This is a genomic window from Pseudomonas yamanorum, from assembly GCF_013386765.1.
GTDB classification, from domain to species: domain Bacteria; phylum Pseudomonadota; class Gammaproteobacteria; order Pseudomonadales; family Pseudomonadaceae; genus Aquipseudomonas; species Aquipseudomonas yamanorum_A.
Genome location: NZ_JACARE010000053.1, coordinates 68,307 through 89,209, shown reverse-complemented (window position 1 = coordinate 89,209; position 20,903 = coordinate 68,307). Strand labels below are relative to the sequence as shown.

Sequence of the window (20,903 nt, the reverse complement as noted above, 5' to 3'; positions counted from 1 at the left end):
CCGTTACCTAAATAACGGATATACACCCAGAGCCCCCTCACCCCCCCTTCAACTCTTCAATCATAATTTCCCGCATCCGAAACTTCTGAATCTTCCCCGTCACCGTCATCGGAAACTCGTCAACGAACTTGAAGTGCTTCGGCGTCTTGAAGTGCGCAATCCGCCCCTTGCACCACGTCTGCAGCTCAAGCTCATTGGCCACATGCCCGGGATGGAACTTGACCCAGGCAACGATCGCCTCGCCATAACGCTCATCGGGAATCCCGATCACCTGCACATCCGCCACCGCCGGGTGCGTGAAGAAGAACTCCTCCAATTCCCGCGGGTACACGTTCTCGCCGCCGCGAATGATCATGTCCTTGTTGCGGCCGGCGATGCACACGTAACCGTGCTCGTCCATGGTCGCCAGGTCGCCGGTGTGCATCCAGCCCGCCTCATCAATGGCCTCGCGGGTGCCCTCGGGGTTGTTCCAGTAACCGAGCATCACGCTGTAGCCACGGGTACACAATTCGCCCACCTGGCCCCGTGCAACCGTGTTGCCCGCCTCGTCGATGATCTTGCTTTCCAACTGTGGCTGGGTGCGGCCGACGGTGGTCACGCGCCGCTCAAGGTCGTCATCCGGCCCGGTCTGCAACGACACCGGGCTGGTTTCGGTCATGCCGTAGGCAATCTGCACCTCGCTCATGTGCATCTCGCTGATGACCCGGCGCATCACCTCGATCGGGCAGGTGGCGCCCGCCATGATCCCGGTGCGCAGGTGCGACAGGTCGAACTCGGCGCGGCGTGGGTGATCGAGCATCGCGATAAACATGGTGGGCACGCCGTAGAGCCCGGTGGCCTGTTCTTCGGCGACGGCGGCCAGGGTCAGCAGCGGGTCGAAGCTGTCATTCGGGTAGATCATGGCGGTGCCGTGGGTGATACAGCCCAGATTGCCCATCACCATGCCGAAGCAGTGATACAGCGGCACCGGGATCACCAGGCGGTCTTGCGCGCCCAGGCCCAGGCTTTCGCCGACCATGTATCCGTTATTGAGGATGTTGTGGTGACTGAGGGTGGCGCCCTTGGGGAAGCCGGTAGTGCCGGAGGTGTACTGGAGGTTGACGGGTTGATCGAAGTGCAGGCTGGCCTGGCGGGTGTGCAGTTGCTCGGGCGGGACGCCTGCGCCGAGGGCCGCCAATTGTGACCAGGGCGTGAACCCCGGGGGTGGAGTGGCATCAAGGCTGATGATGCCGCGCAAGTCAGGTTTCAGCTCCTGCAACATGCCATGGTAATCGGAGGTCTTGAACGACCCGGCGCACACCAGCCATTGGCAACCGGATTGCTTGAGTACGTACTCCAGCTCATTGCTGCGATACGCCGGGTTGATATTGACCAGAATCACCCCGAGCTTGGCGCTGGCGATTTGGCTGATGCACCACTCGGCGCAGTTGGGAGCCCAGATGCCCAGGCGGTCGCCGGTTTGCATGCCCATGGCCAGGAACGCACGGGCGTGCAAATCAACCGTCTCGGCCAGTTGCCGCCAGGTGTAGCGACGCTGCTGATGGCGCACCACCAACGCTTCGCCGTCGGGATAGCGCGAAACCGTGTCATCGAAGGCTTGGCCAATGGTCATGGCCAGCAAGGTCTTGTCCTGGCAGCCACGGCTGTAGCTCTGATTCGGTTGATCCATAACGACCCCTGTTGTCTTTTTTGTAGGTTGACGTAAACGTAAACTACGATTGACAGCCCTGCAACGCAAGTTTACGTTAACGTAAAGGTGATCGCCCTCCTCCGGCGCATCAGCCACACAAAAACAACGCTAAAGGTGCCCGTCCATGAGTTACCCCTCCCTGAACTTCGCCCTCGGTGAAACCATCGACATGCTGCGCGACCAGGTGCAGTCCTTCGTGGCCAAGGAACTGGCGCCCCGCGCTGCGCAGATCGACATCGACAACCTGTTCCCCGCTGATATGTGGCGCAAGTTCGGCGACATAGGCCTGCTGGGCATCACCGTGCCGGAAGAATATGGCGGCGCCGGCCTGGGCTACCTGGCGCACGTGGTGGCCATGGAAGAGATCAGCCGGGGCTCGGCTTCGGTGGCGTTGTCCTACGGTGCGCACTCCAACCTCTGCGTCAACCAGATCAACCGCAACGGCACCCACGAACAAAAACTCAAGTACCTGCCCAGGCTGATCAGCGGCGAACACATCGGCGCCCTGGCCATGAGCGAGCCGAACGCCGGCTCCGATGTGGTCTCCATGAAGCTGCGCGCCGATAAACGCGGCAGTGTGTATGTGCTCAACGGCAGCAAGACCTGGATCACCAACGGCCCCGACGCCAACACCTACGTGATCTACGCCAAGACCGACCTGGAAAAGGGGGCCCACGGCATCACCGCGTTTATCGTCGAACGCGACTCGAAGGGCTTCAGCCGCAGCAACAAGTTCGACAAGCTCGGCATGCGCGGCTCCAACACCTGCGAGCTGTTTTTCGACGACGTCGAAGTGCCGGAAGAAAACATCCTCGGCGCGCTGAATGGCGGCGTGAAAGTGCTGATGAGCGGCCTCGACTACGAGCGCGTGGTGCTGTCCGGTGGCCCCACCGGGATCATGCAGGCCTGCATGGACCTGATCGTGCCCTACATCCACGACCGCAAGCAGTTCGGCCAGAGCATCGGCGAGTTCCAGCTGATCCAGGGCAAGGTCGCCGACATGTACACCCAGCTCAACGCCAGCCGCGCTTACCTGTATGCAGTGGCCCAGGCTTGCGAGCGCGGCGAGACCACGCGCAAGGACGCCGCCGGGGTGATCCTCTACAGCGCCGAACGTGCGACCCAAATGGCCCTCGACGCGATCCAGATTCTCGGCGGCAATGGCTATATCAATGAATTCCCGGCTGGCCGTCTGTTGCGTGACGCCAAGCTGTATGAAATCGGTGCTGGCACCAGTGAGATCCGACGCATGCTGATCGGTCGCGAACTGTTTAACGAAACCCGCTGAACGGAGCGCGCCCCATGGCCACCCTGCACACCCAGCTCAACCCGCGCTCGGCGGAGTTTGCCGCCAACAGCGCGGCGATGCTCCAACAGGTCGACGCCCTGCACAGCCTGCTCGCCCAGCTGCAGCAAGGCGGCGGCGCCAAGGCCCAGGAGCGTCACACGTCCCGAGGCAAGCTGTTGCCGCGCGAACGGATCAATCGCTTGCTCGACCCGGGCTCGCCGTTCCTTGAGCTCAGCCAACTGGCGGCGTATCAGGTGTATGGCGAAGACGTACCCGCTGCCGGCGTGATTGCCGGGATCGGCCGGGTGGAAGGCGTCGAATGCATGATCGTCGCCAACGACGCCACGGTAAAAGGCGGCTCCTACTACCCGCTAACCGTCAAAAAACACCTGCGTGCCCAGACCATCGCCGAGCAGAACCGCCTGCCCTGCATCTACCTGGTGGATTCCGGCGGCGCCAACCTGCCGCGCCAGGATGAAGTGTTCCCGGACCGTGAGCACTTCGGGCGGATCTTCTTCAACCAGGCCAACATGAGCGCCCAGGGCATTCCACAGATTGCCGTGGTGATGGGTTCCTGCACCGCCGGTGGTGCGTATGTGCCGGCCATGGCGGACGAAGCCATCATGGTCCGCCAGCAAGCCACCATCTTCCTCGCCGGCCCGCCGCTGGTGAAGGCCGCGACCGGTGAAGTAGTGAGCGCCGAAGACCTGGGCGGTGCCGATGTGCACTGCAAGATTTCCGGGGTAGCCGACCACTACGCCGACAGTGACGAACACGCCCTGGCCCTGGCCCGGCGCAGCGTGGCCAACCTCAATTGGCGCAAGCTCGGCCAGTTGCAACAGCGCACGCCGGTTGCGCCGCTGTATTCCAGCGAGGAGCTGTACGGCGTGATCCCGGCCGACGCCAAGCAACCGTTCGATGTGCGCGAAGTGATCGCGCGGCTGGTGGACGGTTCGGTGTTCGATGAGTTCAAGGCGCTGTTCGGCACCACCCTGGTGTGCGGCTTTGCCCACCTGCACGGCTACCCGATTGCGATCCTGGCCAACAACGGCATCCTCTTCGCCGAGGCTGCGCAAAAAGGCGCGCACTTTATCGAGTTGGCTTGCCAGCGCGGGATTCCGCTGCTGTTCCTGCAAAACATCACTGGCTTTATGGTCGGCCAGAAATACGAGGCGGGCGGTATCGCCAAGCACGGCGCCAAGCTGGTGACGGCGGTGGCCTGTGCCAAGGTGCCGAAATTCACCGTGATCATCGGTGGCAGTTTTGGCGCCGGTAACTACGGCATGTGTGGCCGCGCCTACGACCCGCGCTTTCTGTGGATGTGGCCCAACGCACGCATCGGCGTGATGGGTGCCGAACAGGCGGCCGGCGTGCTGGTGCAGGTCAAGCGTGAGCAGGCCGAGCGCGCAGGCCAGGGTTTCAGCAGCGATGAGGAGGCCGCGATCAAGCAGCCGATCCTCGACCAGTACGAAACCCAGGGCCACCCCTACTACTCCAGCGCACGGCTGTGGGACGACGGCGTCATCGACCCGTTGCAGACCCGCGACGTGCTGGCCCTGGCCTTGTCCGCTTCGCTGAACGCCCCCATCGAGCCGAGCCGCTTCGGCGTGTTCCGCATGTAAATGGAGCTGCACCCCATGAGCGATTTCAACACCCTCGAACTGATCACCGACCCGCGTGGCTTTGCCACCCTGTGGCTCAGTCGTGAAGCCAAGAACAACGCGTTCAACGCCGAAATGATCCGCGAACTGATCATTGCCCTGGACCAGGTGCAAGGCGATCCGGCCCTGCGTTTCCTGGTACTGCGCGGGCGTGGCAAGCATTTCAGCGCCGGTGCCGACCTGGCCTGGATGCAGCAGTCGGCCGAGCTGGATTACCACACCAACCTGGACGATGCCCGTGAGCTGGCGGAGCTGATGTACAACCTGGCCAAGCTGAAGATCCCGACGCTGGCGGTGGTTCAGGGCGCGGCCTACGGCGGTGCCCTGGGGTTGATCAGTTGCTGTGACATGGCGATTGGCACTGATGAGGCGCAGTTCTGCCTGTCGGAAGTGCGCATTGGCCTGGCGCCGGCGGTGATCAGCCCGTTCGTGGTGCAGGCGATCGGTGAGCGGGCAGCCCGTCGATATGCCCTCACGGCAGACCGTTTTGGTGGCCAGCGCGCGCGTGAAATCGGACTGCTGGCGGAAAGTTATCCGACGGCCGAGCTGGATCTGCAGGTCGAACTGTGGATCACCAATCTGCTGCTCAACAGCCCGGCCGCCATGCGCGCCAGCAAGGATTTGTTGCGCGAGGTCGGCCATGGCGCACTCACCCCGGCACTGCGCCGCTACTGCGAAAACTCCATCGCACGGATCCGCGTCAGCGCCGAAGGCCAGGAAGGCTTGCGCGCCTTTTTGCAAAAACGTGCGCCCAACTGGCAGCCTCAGGAGCCGCGTTCATGAAGACGCTTACCACTGTATTGGTGGCAAATCGCGGCGAAATCGCCTGCCGGGTGATGCGTACCGCCAAGGCCATGGGCTTGACCACCGTGGCTGTGCACAGCGCCACCGACCGCGATGCGCGGCATGCCCGCGAGGCTGATGTCTGCGTGGACCTGGGCGGCAGCAAGGCCGCCGACAGCTACCTGCAAATCGACAAACTGATCGCTGCGGCCCAGGCCAGCGGCGCCCAGGCCATTCACCCGGGTTATGGGTTCCTTTCAGAGAACGCCGGGTTCGCCCGCGCCATTGAAGCCGCCGGGTTGATCTTCCTCGGCCCGCCCGCCTCGGCCATTGATGCCATGGGCAGCAAGTCTGCGGCCAAGGCCTTGATGGAAACCGCCGGCGTGCCCCTGGTGCCGGGTTACCACGGTGACGCCCAGGACCTGGAGACCTTTCGCCAGGCGGCCGAGCGCATCGGTTACCCAGTGCTGCTCAAGGCCACGGCGGGCGGTGGCGGCAAGGGCATGAAAGTGGTCGAGGACGTCAGCCAACTGGCCGAAGCGTTGGCCTCGGCCCAGCGTGAAGCACTGTCCTCGTTTGGCAATGCGCAAATGCTGGTGGAGAAATACCTGCTCAAGCCGCGCCATGTGGAAATCCAGGTGTTTGCCGACCAGCACGGTCACTGCCTGTACCTCAACGAGCGCGATTGCTCGATCCAGCGCCGCCATCAAAAAGTCGTCGAGGAAGCCCCGGCACCCGGCCTGAGTGCAGAACAACGCAAGGCCATGGGCGAAGCGGCGGTACGTGCAGCGCAGGCCATCGGTTACGTGGGTGCTGGCACCGTGGAGTTTCTGCTGGACGCCCGGGGCGAATTCTTCTTCATGGAGATGAACACCCGGCTGCAGGTGGAACACCCGGTGACCGAAGCCATCACCGGCCTGGACCTGGTGGCCTGGCAGATCCGTGTGGCCCAGGGCGAGCCGTTGCCGATGACCCAGGAACAAGTCCCGCTGCTGGGGCATGCGATTGAAGTGCGCTTGTACGCCGAAGACCCGGCCAATGATTTCCTGCCGGCCACCGGGCACCTGGCGCTGTACCGCGAATCCACTCCAGGACCGGGTCGCCGGGTGGACAGTGGCGTCGAACAAGGCGACAACGTGTCACCGTTCTACGACCCGATGCTGGGCAAGCTGATTGCCTGGGGCGAAGACCGCGAGCAGGCGCGTTTGCGGCTGCTGGGTATGCTGGATGAATTTGCGGTGGGTGGGCTGAAGACCAACCTGGGCTTTTTGCGGCGCATCATCGGCCATCCGGCATTTGCCGCGGCTGAACTGGATACCGGGTTTATCCCGCGTTATCAGGATGAACTGCTGCCCGCGCCGGGGGAATTGAGCGATGGGTTCTGGCAGGCGGCGGGCCAGGCGTTCATGCAAACCCGGGCGAGCAGTGACCCCCGTTCGCCCTGGGCGGACACCCGCGGCTTTCGCGCTGGCTTGCCGGCCGAGGTTTCCCTGCATTTGAGCTGCAACGGCCAGGATCGCCTGGTGACGCTGCAAGCCGGCACCAACCCGCCCCAGTTGCGCGGCGAACAGTTGCTGATCGACCTGCAAGGCGTGCGCCGCGCCCATCTGGCGGTACGCGAAGGCGATAGCCTGTTTCTGCGTTGGGACGGCGAAGTGCACAGCGTCAGCCTGTTCGACCCAATCGCCGCCGTCGACGCCAGCCAGTCTCATCAGGGCGGCCTGACCGCACCGATGAACGGCAGCATCGTGCGGGTGCTGGTGGACGTCGGGCAAACGGTGGAAGCCGGTACGCAGTTGGTGGTGCTGGAAGCCATGAAGATGGAACACAGCATCCGCGCGCCCCATGCCGGGGTGGTCAAGGCGCTGTACTGCCAGGAAGGTGAAATGGTCGGTGAAGGCAGCGCACTGGTAGAGCTGGAAGCCGCGAGCTAAAACCTCGTGACCGCCTGCACCACCACGCCGATGATCCGGCATTCCTCGCTGAACAGCATTTTCGGGTAAGTCGGGTTGAGCGGTACCAGGTAAAGCTGGCCGCTTTCCTTCACCAACTTGCGCAACATCGCCTGGGGATTGAAAGCCCATTGCGCCACCACCAGCTTGCCCGGCTCGGGCGGGATGGCCGGGTCCACCAGAATCATCATGCCCTCGCGGATACTCAAGCCGCCCGGAGCGGTCATGGCATCGCCGATCACCCGCAGCCAGAACGCCTTGCCACGGGCCTGGTAGTCACTCATCTGGAAACGGGCAGCGGCATAAGGCCGAGATTCTTCCTGCAATGGGTACCCTCCTTTTCCTTCGCTCACCGGGTAACGGTAATTCGGACTGTAGTGGGGCGCCGGCTCCAACGCTTCCTCCACCGGTGCGAGCACTTTTTCGCGCACCACCAGCGCAACCTCGAGGTCGCCCAGGCCCAACTCCTGCATCACCCGGTTCATATCGGCAAGGCTCGGCACCCGGCGCTTGTTCAACCAATGGCCAACCCCGCCCTGGGACATGCCCAGGCGTGAGGCCAATTGATCCTGCGTGACCTTGCGGTCTTTCATGTTGGCCTTGACCAACGCTATCCACTTATCCATGGGCCCCGACAATACGTTGTGTACTCCCAGCGACAATAAACAGTTTGTAGTAATCAATAAAACGCCATAAATACGATTAGTACTAATATCGATTGCAGGCTTTCGACATCCACCCAGAGCACCGACCTTATGACGACCACCCCGTATCCCCTGCCCGAAACCTGCGACGAAGACGAGCTGCTGTTCATGCGCAGCAGTGGCGCTGCCCAACGCGCACTGGACTATTACCTGAAAGACGATCTTGCACCGCCCTCCGTTGACGACGGCCTGTTCGAGGCCAGGCCCGGCATCAGCGACGAGGAAGCCCTGGTCCACGCTTCCGACCTGCTGCGCAGTGCCGCGGCCACCGCCTACGAATCGGCAAACAGCGCCCACGGCAATAGCCGGGACCTGGCGTTTTCAGTGGTCTATTTGATTGATATGGCGAAGGTGATGGTGGAGCGGTCGCTACGGCTTTCGACCCGGGAGGCCGAACACTCGGCCAGGGTGTAACAGACGCGAAGGAAAAATATTTCTATGTGACGGATAAAAACATTTGACTTGCAAATGATAATGATTATTATTGGACCTAGCTGATCGCGAGATCAGTCGATAGACCAAGAGACCTTAGGTCGGACTCTTGGAATATCTCCTCATCAGGCTAATCACGGTTTTTGACCCGGCTCTTTGGCCGGGTCTTTTTTTTGCCAGTTTTTCCTGGCGTGGCTTCAGGCTAATGAAGACTGTGTGTTGCTTGATGGCGCGCATGGTAGCAAAAGACCATCGCCAAAAGAAAGTCGATCGAGGGCTCTAGGCCGGTTCTTTGAAAAATAGCACTTGAGAATCAATCTCATAGATTCTAAGCTGCTGCGGCGTCAAGGACGACGCCCCCCTCCTCCCCCGCAAAAATTGCATCCAGGCTTTACCCCGCTCCGGTGTAAAATGCCCGCCACAACACTCATATTCAGGCAACCAGACTATGACCGTGGCCTTGACCTCCATCAAGATCAGCACCAACTTCGACAGCGGCAATATCCAGGTACTCGACGCCAGTGATGCCCACCAGTTGCTGCTGGCCATCGAGCCCGACACCCGCAGCCAGCACTTCCAGTGGTTCCACTTCAAGGCCGAAGGCATGCACGTGGGCCACAGCCACACCTTCCGCCTGAGCAACGCCAGCCATTCTTCCTACAAGCACGCCTGGAGCGGCTACAACGCCGTAGCGTCCTACGACCATATCAACTGGTTCCGGGTGCCCACCCGATTCGATGGCGAGACCCTGCACATCACCCTCGAAACCCGGGAAAAGCAGGCCTGGTTTGCCTATTTCGAACCCTATAGCCGCGAACGCCACGACTGGCTGATCGATCAGGCACTGAACCGCGCCGGCACGCAGTTGCTGGCCACCGGCAAAAGTGTCGAAGGCCGTGATATCCAACTGCTGCGCCGTGGCAAAGGCGAGGCCAACAAGCGCAAGGTGTGGATCATCGCCCAGCAGCATCCCGGCGAGCACATGGCCGAATGGTTTATGGAAGGCATCATCGAGCGCCTGCAACAGGACGGTGACACCGAGCTGAAAAAACTGCTGGCCGCCGCCGACCTGTACCTGGTGCCGAACATGAACCCCGATGGCGCCTTCCATGGCCATCTGCGCACCAACGCGATGGGCCAGGACCTCAACCGCGCCTGGCAAAGTGCGAGCCAGGAGATCAGCCCGGAAGTGCTGTTCGTCCAGCAGCAAATGGAGAAATACGGCGTTGACCTGTTCCTGGATATCCACGGCGACGAGGAAATCCCCTACGTGTTCACCGCCGGTTGCGAAGGCAACCCCGGCTATACGCCGCGTATCGAGCAGTTGGAGAAACACTTTCGCAGCCACCTGAGCGGCCTCACGCGCGACTTCCAGACCGTCCACGGCTACACCCGCGACCTGCCGGGCGAAGCCAACATGACGCTGGCGTGCAACAGCGTGGGCGAGAAGTTCGATTGCCTGTCCCTGACCCTGGAAATGCCCTTCAAGGACAACGACGACGCACCCAACCCGCATACCGGCTGGTCGGGCAAACGCTCGATGCAGTTGGGCAAGGACGTGTTGAGCAGCGTGGCGGATATCGTCGACGTACTGCGCTGACCCTGCGCAGTGTCGGTGACGGCTGCCTCACAGCAGCCGTCACCGGGCACTGCATCAGTCCTTGGTGCCAGTCATGCTTTGCAGCACCCCGTCACGGCGGATCAAACCGTGGAACAGCGCCGCCGCCAGGTGCAACAGCACCGTCAGAAACAGCAGATACGCCAGATAACCGTGGGCCTTGCGCAACACGGCAAACAACGGCGCGTTGGCGCCCACCAGCGCCGGCAATTGCACTGAACTGCTGAGCATCACCGGGTCGCCGGCCGCCGAAATCATCGCCCAGCCCAGCAGCGGCAACACCAGCATCAACGCATACAGCACCACGTGGGACGCCTTGGCCGCCAGCACCTGCCAAAGCGGCAAATCCGCGGGCAGCGGTGGCTGGCGCGTGGAAAAACGCACCACCAACCGCACGATCACCAGCGCCAGGATCGCAATGCCCAACGGCTTGTGCAGGTGGATCAGCCACTCATGGCGCTCCGACACCGAGGCCACCATGCCCGCGCCGATAAACAGCATGGCGATGATCATCAGCGCCATCAGCCAGTGCAGCAGCCGCGCCAGCGGGGCAAAAAACCGGGGTTGGGCATTCATGGCTTCGACTCCTGAGGGGCGCTGTGCAACTGACTGACTTCGCTGGTGCGACGCAGGTAAGAACTGGCGTACGCCGCCGAACGGGCGGCCAGCAGCGGGTCGTTCGAGGCTTCGATACCGCTGGGCAAAACCAGTGGATCAAAGTTGATGTCGCGGCAATCGCCGTCCATTTGCGGCTGGCTGCTTTCCAGCACCAGGGTCCCGGCGTTCAACACCTTGTGCTCGCCGGTCCAGGTCTTGCTGGCGTCGTCCACCGGGTCGCCCGGGTTGGCGAGGGTGACGTTCAACTGCCAGCGCAACGGGCCGGCCGTCAGGCGCTGCACCAGGTCTTTTTCGAGGAAGTCGCTGCCGGCCGGCGCCGTGGCACCCGCTGCATCCTGGCTTTGTGGCACCACGCCCCAGCGCACTGCCTGGCGCTGGCCGCTGGCGTTCACCAGGTAGAACGCATTGATGCCGTTATAGGTTTCGGTAGCGTAACTGGCGGAGGGCTTGGCGGTCTTGACCCAGGCCAGGAACGGCGCAGTCTCGGGATGCGCCGCGAAGAACGCCGGCATGCCTGCCGGGTTCGGCTTGCCGGTGGCCGGGTCCGGGGCGCCGGCCTTGAGCATCGCGAAGAACGCCTCCGGCGTGCCCACCGGGAACACCGGCATGCTGTTCATCCCGGTGCGCCACTGCTGGCCGTTGGCCAAGCTGAATTGCAGGGCAAAACTGCGGATCGGCACGCTGCTGTCCGGCGCATACGGGTTACCGCTGGGCAGCGCAAACCGCCCGATGACCGGCGTGCGTGCCTCGCTGAATACCTGGGCACTGGAGTACTGGCGCGCCTCGGGACTGCTCTCGAAATAACCGGCCACGCACACACCCTTGGCATGGTTGCGACGGTAGCCAGGGTGCAGGCCGTTGTTGGTTTCCAGGGCGTTGACCAAGGTTTTTGGGCGCAACCGCTGTGGGTCGAGGCTGCCGTTGACGTAGGCAAAAGCGCCGGCCACAACCGCAACCACCACGCCGATACTGGCCAACCGGATTATCAGGCTTGCGGTGCTCAGCGGCGGACGGGGCGGTGATGAGTGATCTACCATGAAATAACTCCAGGGCCGGAGGCCTTGAGGGGTGAAACATAAGGTCGGAACACTTGGGACGAACGCCAGCGCACTCTATTCCCTGGCCGGCTGTTTATTTTTATTGGCCTGGAATAACCTTCGACGCCGGACGTCTTCCTAGTCCCAGCGTAGTGACTAGCCAGAACCCCATGCACGAACTCGACGAACAGTTACGTGAACTCATCCCCAGGCTGCGGCGTTTTGCCGTGTCCCTGACCCGTAACGCCAGCAGCGCCGACGACCTGGTGCAGGCGAGCCTTGAGCGCGCGATCATCAGTTGGGCCGACAAACGCCTCGAAGGCGACTTGCGCGCCTGGCTGTTCTCGATCCTCTACCGGCAGTTTCTCGACGCCCATCGCCGCTCCCGGCGGTACACGCGCATGCTGGAATTTTTTACCGGCCGCGATGATTCGCAGCCGTCGGTCGAGCGCACGGTCATCGCGCAATCGACCCTGCAAGCCTTCGACAAATTGAACACCGAACAGCGTGCCCTGCTGCTGTGGGTCTCGGTGGAAGGCTTGAGCTACAAAGAAGTCGCCGACATCCTCGAGGTGCCCGTGGGCACCGTGATGTCTCGGCTATCCCGTGCGCGCCAGGCCCTGCGCCAGCTCAGCGACGGCGAAATCACCAGCCCTGCCCTGCGGATACTCAAATGATCAGCCTGCCCCCCAGCGAACGCGATTTGCATGCCTACGTCGATCACCAGTTGCTGGACGCCGATCGCCGCCAGCTTGAAACCTGGCTGGCGGCCCACCCGGATGTCGCCGCCCAGGTGCACGCCTGGCAACAGGACGCGCAGCACCTGCGGGCGTCCTTGAGCGGCGCGTTGCAACAGCCGGCCAATCCAGAGCTGGACCCGGCCCTGATTCGCCAGCGGGTCAAGCGCCAGTCACGCCGTCACCTCGCGACCGCTGCCGTGCTGTTGATCGCCGTGAGCGTCGGCGGCCTGGGCGGCTGGCAGGCTCGCCAGGCCACCCTGGCCGACACGATGCTGCCCATGACCGACGCGATGCAGGCCTACCGCCTGTTCGCCCAGGACGGCATCCTGCCTGCCGACTACCACGTGCAAAGCGGCGGCGACATGCAAGGCTGGCTCGACCGTTACTTCAACCAGGCCTACCGCCTGCCGGACTTGAGCCAGGCCGGGTTCAAGGCCGTCAGCGGGCGCCTGCTCAGCACCGAACAGGGCGCGGCAGCCATGGTGCTGTATGAAGACCCCCAGGGGCGGCGCATCAGTTTCTATATCCGCCCGCCAGGCCCGGAGAACAAATTCCTGCCCCGTGGCAGCCGCAGTGCCGACGGGCTGCAGGCCGAGTACTGGTCGGGCGCGGGCTACAACTATGCGATGGTCAGCCCGCAAGACCCGTCAACCACACAGATGCTCAAGCAGACGATGCGGTTCTAGAAGGCCACATCCAGCACCACGTTGTCGACGTAGGTGCCCGCCGGCGGTGTGGTCTGGTTGGTATAGATCGCGGCGTTGTAGTTGAACACCTGGCTGCCGGTGCCCAGGCCATTCCCGGGATTCACCTCGGCCGTGGAGCTCGCGCGCCGGGCGCTGGTCACGCTGCCCCAGCGGGTGGTGGTGGCACTTTTGAAAATGTCATAGGCCAGGAAGTTGCCGCCGGAAACCATCCGCCGTTGCCCACCCACGCTCACCGCATTCTGGCCGTCGCTGATGCCCACGGTGTAGGCGCTGCCCTTGGTGCAGGCGATGGTGGCCTGCCCGCTCACACTGGAAAAACCACTGACCACCGGGGCACTGCCAAAACTGATGTTGGGTGCGCTGATCGTGCAGTCATTGGCCACGGTCATGCTGACGGTCAGGGTCGTGGTGCCACTGTTGATATCCCGCCCCAGGCAAATACCGCCGATACCAATGCCCGAGCAGTAGTTCCAGTTCCAGAAAATACTCAAGGTCTCGCTATAGGTGCCCGCTGCCACGTTACTGCCGATGGTGGTGCTCATGTAGAGCGGCAAGGTTTTTGTGCCCGGCCCGGCAATCAGCCCGGCGGTTTGCGCAACGCCGCCGGGGCCGCCGAAGTCGAACGCGGTGCCGCGAGTCATCGGAAAGCTGGCGGTGTTGTTGGCGTAGACCGTATAGGCGATCACATCGCCGGTCGGTCCTACCATGCCACCTTGGGAAGAACCGGTGATGGTGCCGTAGAAGTGGTCATTCGTCGTCAACAACGAAATCAGCGCCGAAGTGCAGTTCAACCCGGCCGTGGTGGTGGAACTGGTCTGGGGGGTCGTGCGCACGTTAATCGAGCTTACCGCCGTGCCAAAACTGGCGGGTGACGTTGTCCCCACCGAACACAATGCGCGTGCCTGCTGCGTAAAGCCCAGGCCCGCCATCACCAGCACGCCCACTACCCATTCCTTGCCCCGCACACCCACACTCCTTATGTCATTGGCAAACCAGCGGCCCGATCAGCGGTACCTGCTCCTCGTTGATGTCCAGGTCGAACGTTGCCTGGCAGGTGCGGCCCTCCCCCACGGTGACTTGCAAGGTGTTGTGAGCCGCCAGGTTCTCCAGGTACACCAGGCCATCCCAACCCACCACCGCCCGCGCGCCCGTTTGCTCGTGGCGCACCTGGCTGCCCAGGGGCAGGTCCTGATGCCGGGCATCCACCAGGGTGATACTGGCCGCGACCACCCGGCGCAACGGGAACTCCAGCAGGTAGCCACTGCCACGACGCACCGCCACGCGCTGCTCGACGTTGGGGGTCTGCACGTTGACCGGCAGGTTCAGCGGGTCGATTTCATACTTGCCGCGGTAGTAGGCGCTGCTCCACGGCACCAGCAGATGCCCATTGCGGTCGGTCTCCCCCACCAACTGGTTTTCGTAGAGCACCGGCACCCCGGCATAACCGTCGGTGCTCACCACCACGAATGCGTCATTGACCCGGTTGGCCGTGAACACTTGCTTGTCCATCAGCACCAATGAGCCGCTGGCGTCCGCCCAACGGGTCTCGGCGTCGCTGCTGCCGTACACGCCCGCCTGCAATTGCACCGACTGCATGCGCCAGGTCAGGTCGGCCTGGCGATACGCCGGCCCGTCGCCACTGGCGTACCCCAGGTTGTAGCCCACGCCGCCCTCGGAGGGCACCGCCCGGCTGTAGTTGACCCGCTGGCGGCTCTCGCCGGCCTGGCTGCGTTCGCTGCTCAAGGCCAGGCTGCCGTAGATGTCGAACGGGATCACCAACTGCGCCTGCACGGCCCAGTTGCTGTCGCCGACCTCGCGGTTGGCCGACAGGTAGAAACTGGTGTTGCGCCACAGCTGCTTGCTCCACGTGAGGTTCAACAGCCGGGTACGTGAGTCATCGGCGGCCTGCACATCGAAATAGCCGGCACCGATACTGCCGAAATCGTTGAGATTGAGGCTCAGGGTCACCTGTTCGCTGCGTTTGCTCAGGCTGGCGTAAGGGGTATCGACCAGGGTCAGGTCAGCGTACTGGTCGCGTCGCTCTACCCGCTGGTAAGACAGGCTGTAGCGCTGGTTGCTGTATTGATAACCGAAGCTCAATTGCTGGCCGGTATCGCCATCGAACTGGCTTTGGCTGAGGGCCGTGTTGAGCACCCCGAAGTTGCCCAGCCGTACGTTGCCGCCCAGCCCGCCCAGGGTCAGGTCGCCCGCGGCTTCGGCATGGCTTTCCAGGGTGAAGTAGTCCGACACGCCGTAACGAAACGTGCCGCTGGCCACGCCAGGGCCGTAGCCAAAATCCCGGATGGTGTAGTCCCGGCGCAAATTACCGGCCGCCACCGAAAAATCCGTCAGGCCTTTTTGCAACAAGGTGCTGGTGACGTAGAACGGTACCGTGGTTGAAACCTGCCGGCCCAAGGCATCGGTGGTGACCACCACGGCTTCGCCGGCACCGTTGATAAACGGTACGTTGGTCAGGGTGTAGGGGCCCGGTTGCAGGTCGGCGCTGCTGGATTTGTAGCCGTTGATAAACAGGTCCACCGACGACGGCACCGCCGCCTCCCCGGCAAACTGTGGCAAGGGATACGTCACCAGGTCCGGGCGAACGCCAAAGTCCCGCGACACTTGTACCCCGCCCAGGCGCACCGAACTGCTCCACGGCAACGCGCCGCTGATCACGTCGCCCGCTTCGTAGGTCAGCAGGCGCTCATCGTCGGAAAAGCGCCAGGTGGTGTCATAACGCCGGTAGCCATTATCCAGGGTGCTGCCGCTGGTTTGGCCGCCAAAGGTGGTGCGGTACTGGCCGGTATTGGAAATCGTGCCCCAGGTATCGAACAGCCGTACTTCGTTGAAGATGCCCAGGTAAGTGCCGGCATCATCGGTGTCATTCAGGTAGGCGTCGTAGTTGAGCAACGCACCGAAACTGGTGAGCGCCTGGGTACGCGGGTAGTTATCGCGGTTGCCGATGAACTGCTCCGGCAACCACGCCGGCGGCACCGTCAGCATCAGGCGCTGGGCCTGGCTGTCGTAATCGGTGTGCAGGCCGGGTACGTGGTCCAGCGCAACTTCGCTGGTGATCTCGGCCGGCAGTTTCATGCCGACGTCCCGCAAGGTCGCCGCCGGCACAAACAAGCCGCCGGCCCTTTGATCCACCGCGACCACCCGGCCGGTGTCCATCTGGTTGACCACCAGTTCGAGGAACAACTGTGCATCGGCAACAGCCTCCATACTGCTGGGGGGCGGTGGCAACGGACCGGCCACGCCAAGCGGCGCAAGCGCCAGGCCAGACAGGCCGCCCACCACCCACACCGATCGCCATCGACTACGAGCCCAATCAAGGCTCACCAAGGCATTGTGTCCATCAATGGACATCTCCATCCGTTAAGACCAAGGGCTGCTCCCTGCCCTATTTCGTTGCGTTACCGTGCGGGTGCAAGGCTCTCCAGTTGTGTGGCGCCATTGACCCGCACCTGCAACGGCTGGTCGCCCGCGACCCCTTCCGGCACCGGCCAGCGCATAGTCGCCCCCGGCAACACATAGCCCAGCAGACCGTCCACCAGCGGCCGGGTTTGCCCGCCCTGCTTGAAGGCGACGTCGGTCAGCCGCGCATGCACCGCGCCCTGGTTGCGCATCTCCACATAGTTGCGCCCGCCAACGGTGACTTTTTTCCAGCTCAGGTCAGGCTTGCCCGCCCCCTTGGGGTCGCGCTGACGGGTCGCATCTTCCTTGCTCCACAGGCCTGTACCGTAGGCGAACAAGGGCACGGAATAGCGCATCTGAAAGCGGATCGCGGCGGCGGTCTTGCCATCGGCAGCGGGGGTTTCAGGGGCCGCGGCAGGAATTTCATCGATGATGATCCGGTAGGCCAACTCCTGGCCCGGCGGCACTTCCCGGGTACGGGTCAGGCGCACCAACTGCTTTTGTCCCGGCTCGATCTTCGCCACCGGCGGGCTGCCAATCACATCGCGCTGGTTCTGGTACTGCTCGTCAAACCCGCCCTGGCTCCAGGCAAACACCCGAATCTGCAGGTTGGCGGTCTCGTTACCACGGTTCTCCAACCACAAGGCGCTGGCCTGTTGATCGGCCTCCAGCACCGGGTCAATAGGCCAGATCAGCACGGAGCTGGCGGCCTGTACCTGTCCTGCGCCCAACACCACCCAGCCAACCAAACCCGCAACCCACAACCGCCGGGAAGCTGCACACATAAATCCCACTCCTTCTGCCAATCGCCTTACCAGGACAGCTGCACCTGCAGCACGTCGCTGTACGTCCCCCCAGGCTGATTACCCGGTAACACCACCCGGCCGTAAATCGGCAGGGTTATCGCGTTTGCATTGCTGTAGGCCACGCTCACGCTTTGGCTGATCCCCAGGCTCTGGCTGAGCGCCGCGTCCCGAAACAGTTGATACGCCACCTGGGCACTGCCGCTATTGAGCTGCATGTGCCGGCCGCTGACGTTGTACTTCCCCCCGTCGACGCTCATGTTCAGGGTGACCCCCGGCGTGCATTGCAGCGTGACCCCGCTGCTCAGCGCCACCGACACCATGCTGGTGGCCAACGCCGAATAAGTGCCGAACGCCAGGCTGCCGTAATTCGTGCCGCCGCCCACCACCAGGCAGCCCGCGGCAATCGTCGCGCTGACCTGGATCGTCTGGCTGGTCACCGCCAGCAACGACAACGGCATCCCGCAACCCGTGATGACGGCCAGCGTCGCCCAGCAGGCCCGCTTCATGGCACTAGAACGTCAGTTGCACGGACACCGTGTCGGTGTAGGTACCGGCCGGCAGCCCCGCCTTGCCCACGGCCTGGCCGTAGATATTCACGGTTTGCGCAACGCCGGTGCTCGGGGCCAGGTTGATGGTGCCGTTGATCGCCAGGATCGATGAGTGCCCGGTGTCGGTGTAGAAGTCGTACGGCACGTAATTGGCGACGCCGTCGTACAGCGCCCGAGTGCCGCCGGTGGATTGGCCGTCATGGGAACCCGCGCCCACGGTGATCACCGGCGAGGTGCCCGAGGAGCACTGCACTGACAACGCGCCCCCGCCGCCGCCCAGCACCTGGCCGGACTGCGTGGTGAACTGGCTGTTGGTGGTACCGAAATTGATCGTACCGAAGTTCAAACCGGTGGTGCCGCCCGCGCCGTTGACCAGGCAACTGTTGGTCAGGATCAGTGTCGAGCTGATCTGCCCGGTGACCGTGGTGGCCGCCTGGGCCCCCGACACCCACACCAGCGCCATTAATGGAAAAACTGCTTTCGAGACAAGTGCATGCATGATGTCCATCCTCATGGTTTACCAATCCAGAGTCACCGTCAGGGTGTCTGTGTAGATGCCGGCCGGTAGGGCCCTGGTATTCGCCACCACCGAGCCGAATACCGGGATCGGTACTTGTGCGCCCTTGGTCACGACGAAATTGCGTTGCTGGCCGATGCTGTAGGTGTTGCGGCCTGCGGGGTCGGCCGAGAGCCGATACGGTATGGTTTGGCGGCCATTGCTCAGGCGCCGGGTAGTGCCGTCGCCATGGGCGCCGCCGTCGATGGTCACGGTGAAACTGCTGACCAGCGAAGGGTTGCAAGACACCGCCAGTGCCGCCTTGTCGCCGTCACTGACGCTGGCCCCCAGGCGGTTGTCCCAGGTGGGCCCATGGCTGCCAAAGTCCAGCACGGCCGAGCCGCCATCTGGGCTGACCGGCGCGCTGTCGGCGCCTTTGCTCACCTGGCAACTGGCGGTGATCACCAGCCGCGCATGAATCTGCCCGTTCACGGCGGCCGCCTGGGCGTCATCCGCCAGGAGCAACAGGCCGCCCAGCGCGATGCAGGCCACGACGCGGCTTACCATGTCACCGTCACTTTGAGCAGGTCGGAATAACGCCCCACCGCCGGGATGTCCTTGAGCGGCTCGATGCGCCCATAGAGGGGCAAGTCCACGCTGCCGGAGTCGGGTACGCGGCCACTCACCGGCACGTCCACGGCCAAGGGGATGCGGCGCGCGGCGTCGGCATAAATTCGGTATGGAATGGGTTTGATCGAAGGGGTAGCGGCGCCCAGGTAGCGCACTTCACCCACGCCGCCATGCAGGCCGCCGTCGACGCGCATCTGATACGGCGTGTCCGGGTTGCACTCCAGGCGGGGCTGGCGCTGGCTGATCAAGGCGGCACTCAACGGGCCTGCCGGGTCATCCAGACGGGAACTGCTGCCAAAATCCAGCACCCCAAGCTGCTCGATGCCGGCCTCGCGGGCGGTGCCCACCAACTGGCAGCCCCGCTGCACGTCGATGCGCACTTCAACCTGGAGCTGAGCGCCATAAACCGTGTTGCAGAGCATCGCGCTCATGAATGCCAAGACTGCTTGTCCCTTCACTGCCCCAAATCCTTATACAGGGGTGACTGCTGTGTATGAGGGTAGTCACTCAAGGGGATTACGCCAGTCGGATCATTCGTTTGGATCCATTCAGCCATGCCGTTTCCAGATAGCTCGCGGCGCACTTCTCTATTGGTCAAACCGCAACCGGCGCTCTAAAGTGAGCGACCACCGAAACACAGAGTGACAAACATTGGCTGCTTTACCGCCCCTGCTCAAACGGTTGCTGGGTAAACCTGCGGCGAGCGACGCCGACCCCGGCATCGCGGCATTTTTCCAGGACAAGGCCCGCCAACAGGGCTACACCCTCAGCCCCAGCCAGGTGCAGGTCATCGAGACCATGGCCCGGCAAACCACCCATCTGCTGGCCGGGCGCCCTGCCCGCAGCCTGTACCTGCACGGCGCCGTGGGCCGGGGCAAAAGCTGGCTGCTGGACGGTTTTTTCCAGGCGCTGCCGATTGCCGAGAAGCAGCGCGTGCACTTCCACGACTTTTTCGCCCGCCTGCACCGCGGCATGTTTGCCCATCGCCAGCAGCGCGATGCCCTGGCCACAACCCTGGATGAGCTGCTCGAGGGCTGCCGCGTGCTGTGCTTCGACGAGTTTCATGTGCATGACATCGGCGATGCGATGTTGATCAGTCGCCTGTTCAAGGCCCTGTTCCGGCGCGGGGTCTGGGTGCTCGTGACGTCCAATTACCCGCCGGAAGGGCTGCTGCCGAACCCGTTGTATCACCAGCGCTTCAAACCGGTGATCGATCTGATCAGTGCACGCATGGACGTCATGGAAGTCAGCGCCCCACAGGACTATCGAGGCCTGGCCCAGGCCCATGGCGACCAACGCTTCACGGCGGGCCAGTTCGTGTGGCCGGGCACTCCCGCACAGCGTGAAGCCCTGGAACTGCCCTCAGCCGATCACGCGCCGATCAGCCTGACCGTCGGTGCCCGGCAACTGATTGCCCGCTGGCAGCAGGGCCGCAGCATCGCCTTCACCTTCAGCGACCTGTGCGACCAACCGACCGCCGTCATGGACTACTTGCAGCTGTGCCGCGATTACGACCGCTGGATCATTGACGGCCTGCCGTACCTGGCGGACTGCCCGATTGCCGCGCAGCAACGGTTCATCAACCTGGTGGACGTGCTCTACGACCAGGACAAACATCTGGTGCTGATCGGCGAGCAGCCACTGGAGCAATCCCTCAGCGGCCAGGCCATCGATCTGGCGCGCACCGCCAGCCGCCTGGGGCAGTTGCAGAAGATCGGGCCACAACCCGCTATCATGAGCGCCATTCACGCCCCTATTGCCGAGTGACGCGCTGTT

20 protein-coding genes are annotated in these 20,903 nt (G+C 63.2%); 9 read left to right on the top strand and 11 right to left on the bottom strand.

The window, feature by feature from the left end:
* Positions 1–37 precede the first annotated feature (37 nt).
* Positions 38–1,669, bottom strand: coding sequence for an AMP-binding protein (locus HX875_RS30075; RefSeq protein WP_177048346.1), 1,632 nt, complete (start codon positions 1,667–1,669; stop codon positions 38–40).
* A gap of 145 nt (positions 1,670–1,814) precedes the next feature.
* Here HX875_RS30075 and HX875_RS30070 point away from each other — a divergent pair, with 145 nt between their 5' ends.
* The 4 genes from HX875_RS30070 to HX875_RS30055 are packed head-to-tail and all read left to right on the top strand — an operon-like array spanning position 1,815 to position 7,356.
* Positions 1,815–2,978, top strand: coding sequence for an isovaleryl-CoA dehydrogenase (locus HX875_RS30070; RefSeq protein WP_177048343.1), 1,164 nt, complete (start codon positions 1,815–1,817; stop codon positions 2,976–2,978).
* Positions 2,979–2,992: 14 nt separating this feature from the next.
* Positions 2,993–4,600 (top strand): carboxyl transferase domain-containing protein, encoded by a 1,608-nt coding sequence (locus HX875_RS30065; protein WP_177048341.1) that lies wholly within the window; start codon positions 2,993–2,995, stop codon positions 4,598–4,600.
* Between the two features lie 15 nt (positions 4,601–4,615).
* Positions 4,616–5,422 carry a gamma-carboxygeranoyl-CoA hydratase gene (locus tag HX875_RS30060; protein ID WP_177048339.1) on the top strand — a complete coding sequence of 269 codons (807 nt, stop codon included), beginning with the start codon at positions 4,616–4,618 and terminating at the stop codon, positions 5,420–5,422.
* Complete coding sequence (locus HX875_RS30055; RefSeq protein WP_177048338.1) at positions 5,419–7,356, top strand: acetyl/propionyl/methylcrotonyl-CoA carboxylase subunit alpha; 1,938 nt, start codon at positions 5,419–5,421, stop codon at positions 7,354–7,356. Before HX875_RS30060 ends, HX875_RS30055 begins: the two co-directional genes overlap by 4 nt.
* On the opposite strand, the gene HX875_RS30050 is transcribed toward HX875_RS30055, so the two are convergent.
* Entirely contained in the window at positions 7,353–8,000 is a 648-nt protein-coding gene (locus HX875_RS30050; protein ID WP_177048336.1) for a LexA family protein, read from the bottom strand. The two genes, HX875_RS30055 and HX875_RS30050, sit on opposite strands and share 4 nt — an antisense overlap.
* A 129-nt stretch (positions 8,001–8,129) precedes the next feature.
* On the opposite strand from HX875_RS30050, the gene HX875_RS30045 reads away from it, so the two are divergent.
* Positions 8,130–8,492, top strand: a complete 363-nt coding sequence (locus HX875_RS30045) for a DUF6124 family protein (protein ID WP_177048334.1) — start codon at positions 8,130–8,132, stop codon at positions 8,490–8,492.
* A 466-nt stretch (positions 8,493–8,958) separates the two neighbouring features.
* Positions 8,959–10,110, top strand: a complete 1,152-nt coding sequence (locus HX875_RS30040) for a M14 family metallopeptidase (protein ID WP_177048332.1) — start codon at positions 8,959–8,961, stop codon at positions 10,108–10,110.
* A gap of 54 nt (positions 10,111–10,164) precedes the next feature.
* Here HX875_RS30040 and HX875_RS30035 read toward each other — a convergent pair whose 3' ends face one another.
* Both HX875_RS30035 and HX875_RS30030 read right to left on the bottom strand, forming a co-directional pair.
* The gene (locus tag HX875_RS30035) at positions 10,165–10,704 is read right to left on the bottom strand and encodes a cytochrome b (RefSeq protein WP_177048331.1); all 540 of its coding nucleotides are present in this window, start codon (positions 10,702–10,704) and stop codon (positions 10,165–10,167) included.
* Entirely contained in the window at positions 10,701–11,783 is a 1,083-nt protein-coding gene (locus HX875_RS30030; protein WP_177048330.1) for a catalase family peroxidase, read from the bottom strand. The genes HX875_RS30035 and HX875_RS30030 overlap by 4 nt, the downstream gene beginning before the upstream one ends.
* 170 nt (positions 11,784–11,953) lie before the next feature.
* Between HX875_RS30030 and HX875_RS30025 the strand changes: the two genes are divergently transcribed.
* Both HX875_RS30025 and HX875_RS30020 read left to right on the top strand, forming a co-directional pair.
* On the top strand, positions 11,954–12,460 hold the full coding sequence (locus HX875_RS30025) for an RNA polymerase sigma factor (protein ID WP_177048328.1): 507 nt from the start codon (positions 11,954–11,956) through the stop codon (positions 12,458–12,460).
* Complete coding sequence (locus HX875_RS30020) at positions 12,457–13,209, top strand: anti-sigma factor family protein (protein ID WP_177048326.1); 753 nt, start codon at positions 12,457–12,459, stop codon at positions 13,207–13,209. The genes HX875_RS30025 and HX875_RS30020 overlap by 4 nt, the downstream gene beginning before the upstream one ends.
* Here the strand turns inward: HX875_RS30020 and HX875_RS30015 are convergent.
* The 7 genes from HX875_RS30015 to HX875_RS29985 are packed head-to-tail and all read right to left on the bottom strand — an operon-like array spanning position 13,206 to position 19,558.
* Positions 13,206–14,159 carry a Csu type fimbrial protein gene (locus HX875_RS30015; RefSeq protein ID WP_177048350.1) on the bottom strand — a complete coding sequence of 318 codons (954 nt, stop codon included), beginning with the start codon at positions 14,157–14,159 and terminating at the stop codon, positions 13,206–13,208. The genes HX875_RS30020 and HX875_RS30015 overlap by 4 nt on opposite strands.
* A gap of 52 nt (positions 14,160–14,211) precedes the next feature.
* Entirely contained in the window at positions 14,212–16,605 is a 2,394-nt protein-coding gene (locus tag HX875_RS30010) for a fimbria/pilus outer membrane usher protein (RefSeq protein ID WP_177048325.1), read from the bottom strand.
* Between the two features lie 41 nt (positions 16,606–16,646).
* The gene (locus HX875_RS30005) at positions 16,647–17,432 is read right to left on the bottom strand and encodes a fimbrial biogenesis chaperone (RefSeq protein WP_177048323.1); all 786 of its coding nucleotides are present in this window, start codon (positions 17,430–17,432) and stop codon (positions 16,647–16,649) included.
* 26 nt (positions 17,433–17,458) lie between these two features.
* Entirely contained in the window at positions 17,459–17,959 is a 501-nt protein-coding gene (locus HX875_RS30000; RefSeq protein ID WP_177048321.1) for a Csu type fimbrial protein, read from the bottom strand.
* Positions 17,960–17,963: 4 nt separating this feature from the next.
* Positions 17,964–18,500, bottom strand: a complete 537-nt coding sequence (locus HX875_RS29995) for a spore coat protein U domain-containing protein (protein ID WP_177048319.1) — start codon at positions 18,498–18,500, stop codon at positions 17,964–17,966.
* Between the two features lie 18 nt (positions 18,501–18,518).
* Positions 18,519–19,064, bottom strand: a complete 546-nt coding sequence (locus tag HX875_RS29990; protein ID WP_177048317.1) for a spore coat protein U domain-containing protein — start codon at positions 19,062–19,064, stop codon at positions 18,519–18,521.
* The gene (locus HX875_RS29985) at positions 19,058–19,558 is read right to left on the bottom strand and encodes a Csu type fimbrial protein (RefSeq protein ID WP_442512585.1); all 501 of its coding nucleotides are present in this window, start codon (positions 19,556–19,558) and stop codon (positions 19,058–19,060) included. The genes HX875_RS29990 and HX875_RS29985 overlap by 7 nt, the downstream gene beginning before the upstream one ends.
* A gap of 220 nt (positions 19,559–19,778) precedes the next feature.
* On the opposite strand from HX875_RS29985, the gene zapE reads away from it, so the two are divergent.
* The gene (zapE, locus tag HX875_RS29980) at positions 19,779–20,894 is read left to right on the top strand and encodes a cell division protein ZapE (RefSeq protein WP_177048316.1); all 1,116 of its coding nucleotides are present in this window, start codon (positions 19,779–19,781) and stop codon (positions 20,892–20,894) included.
* Positions 20,895–20,903 lie beyond the last annotated feature (9 nt).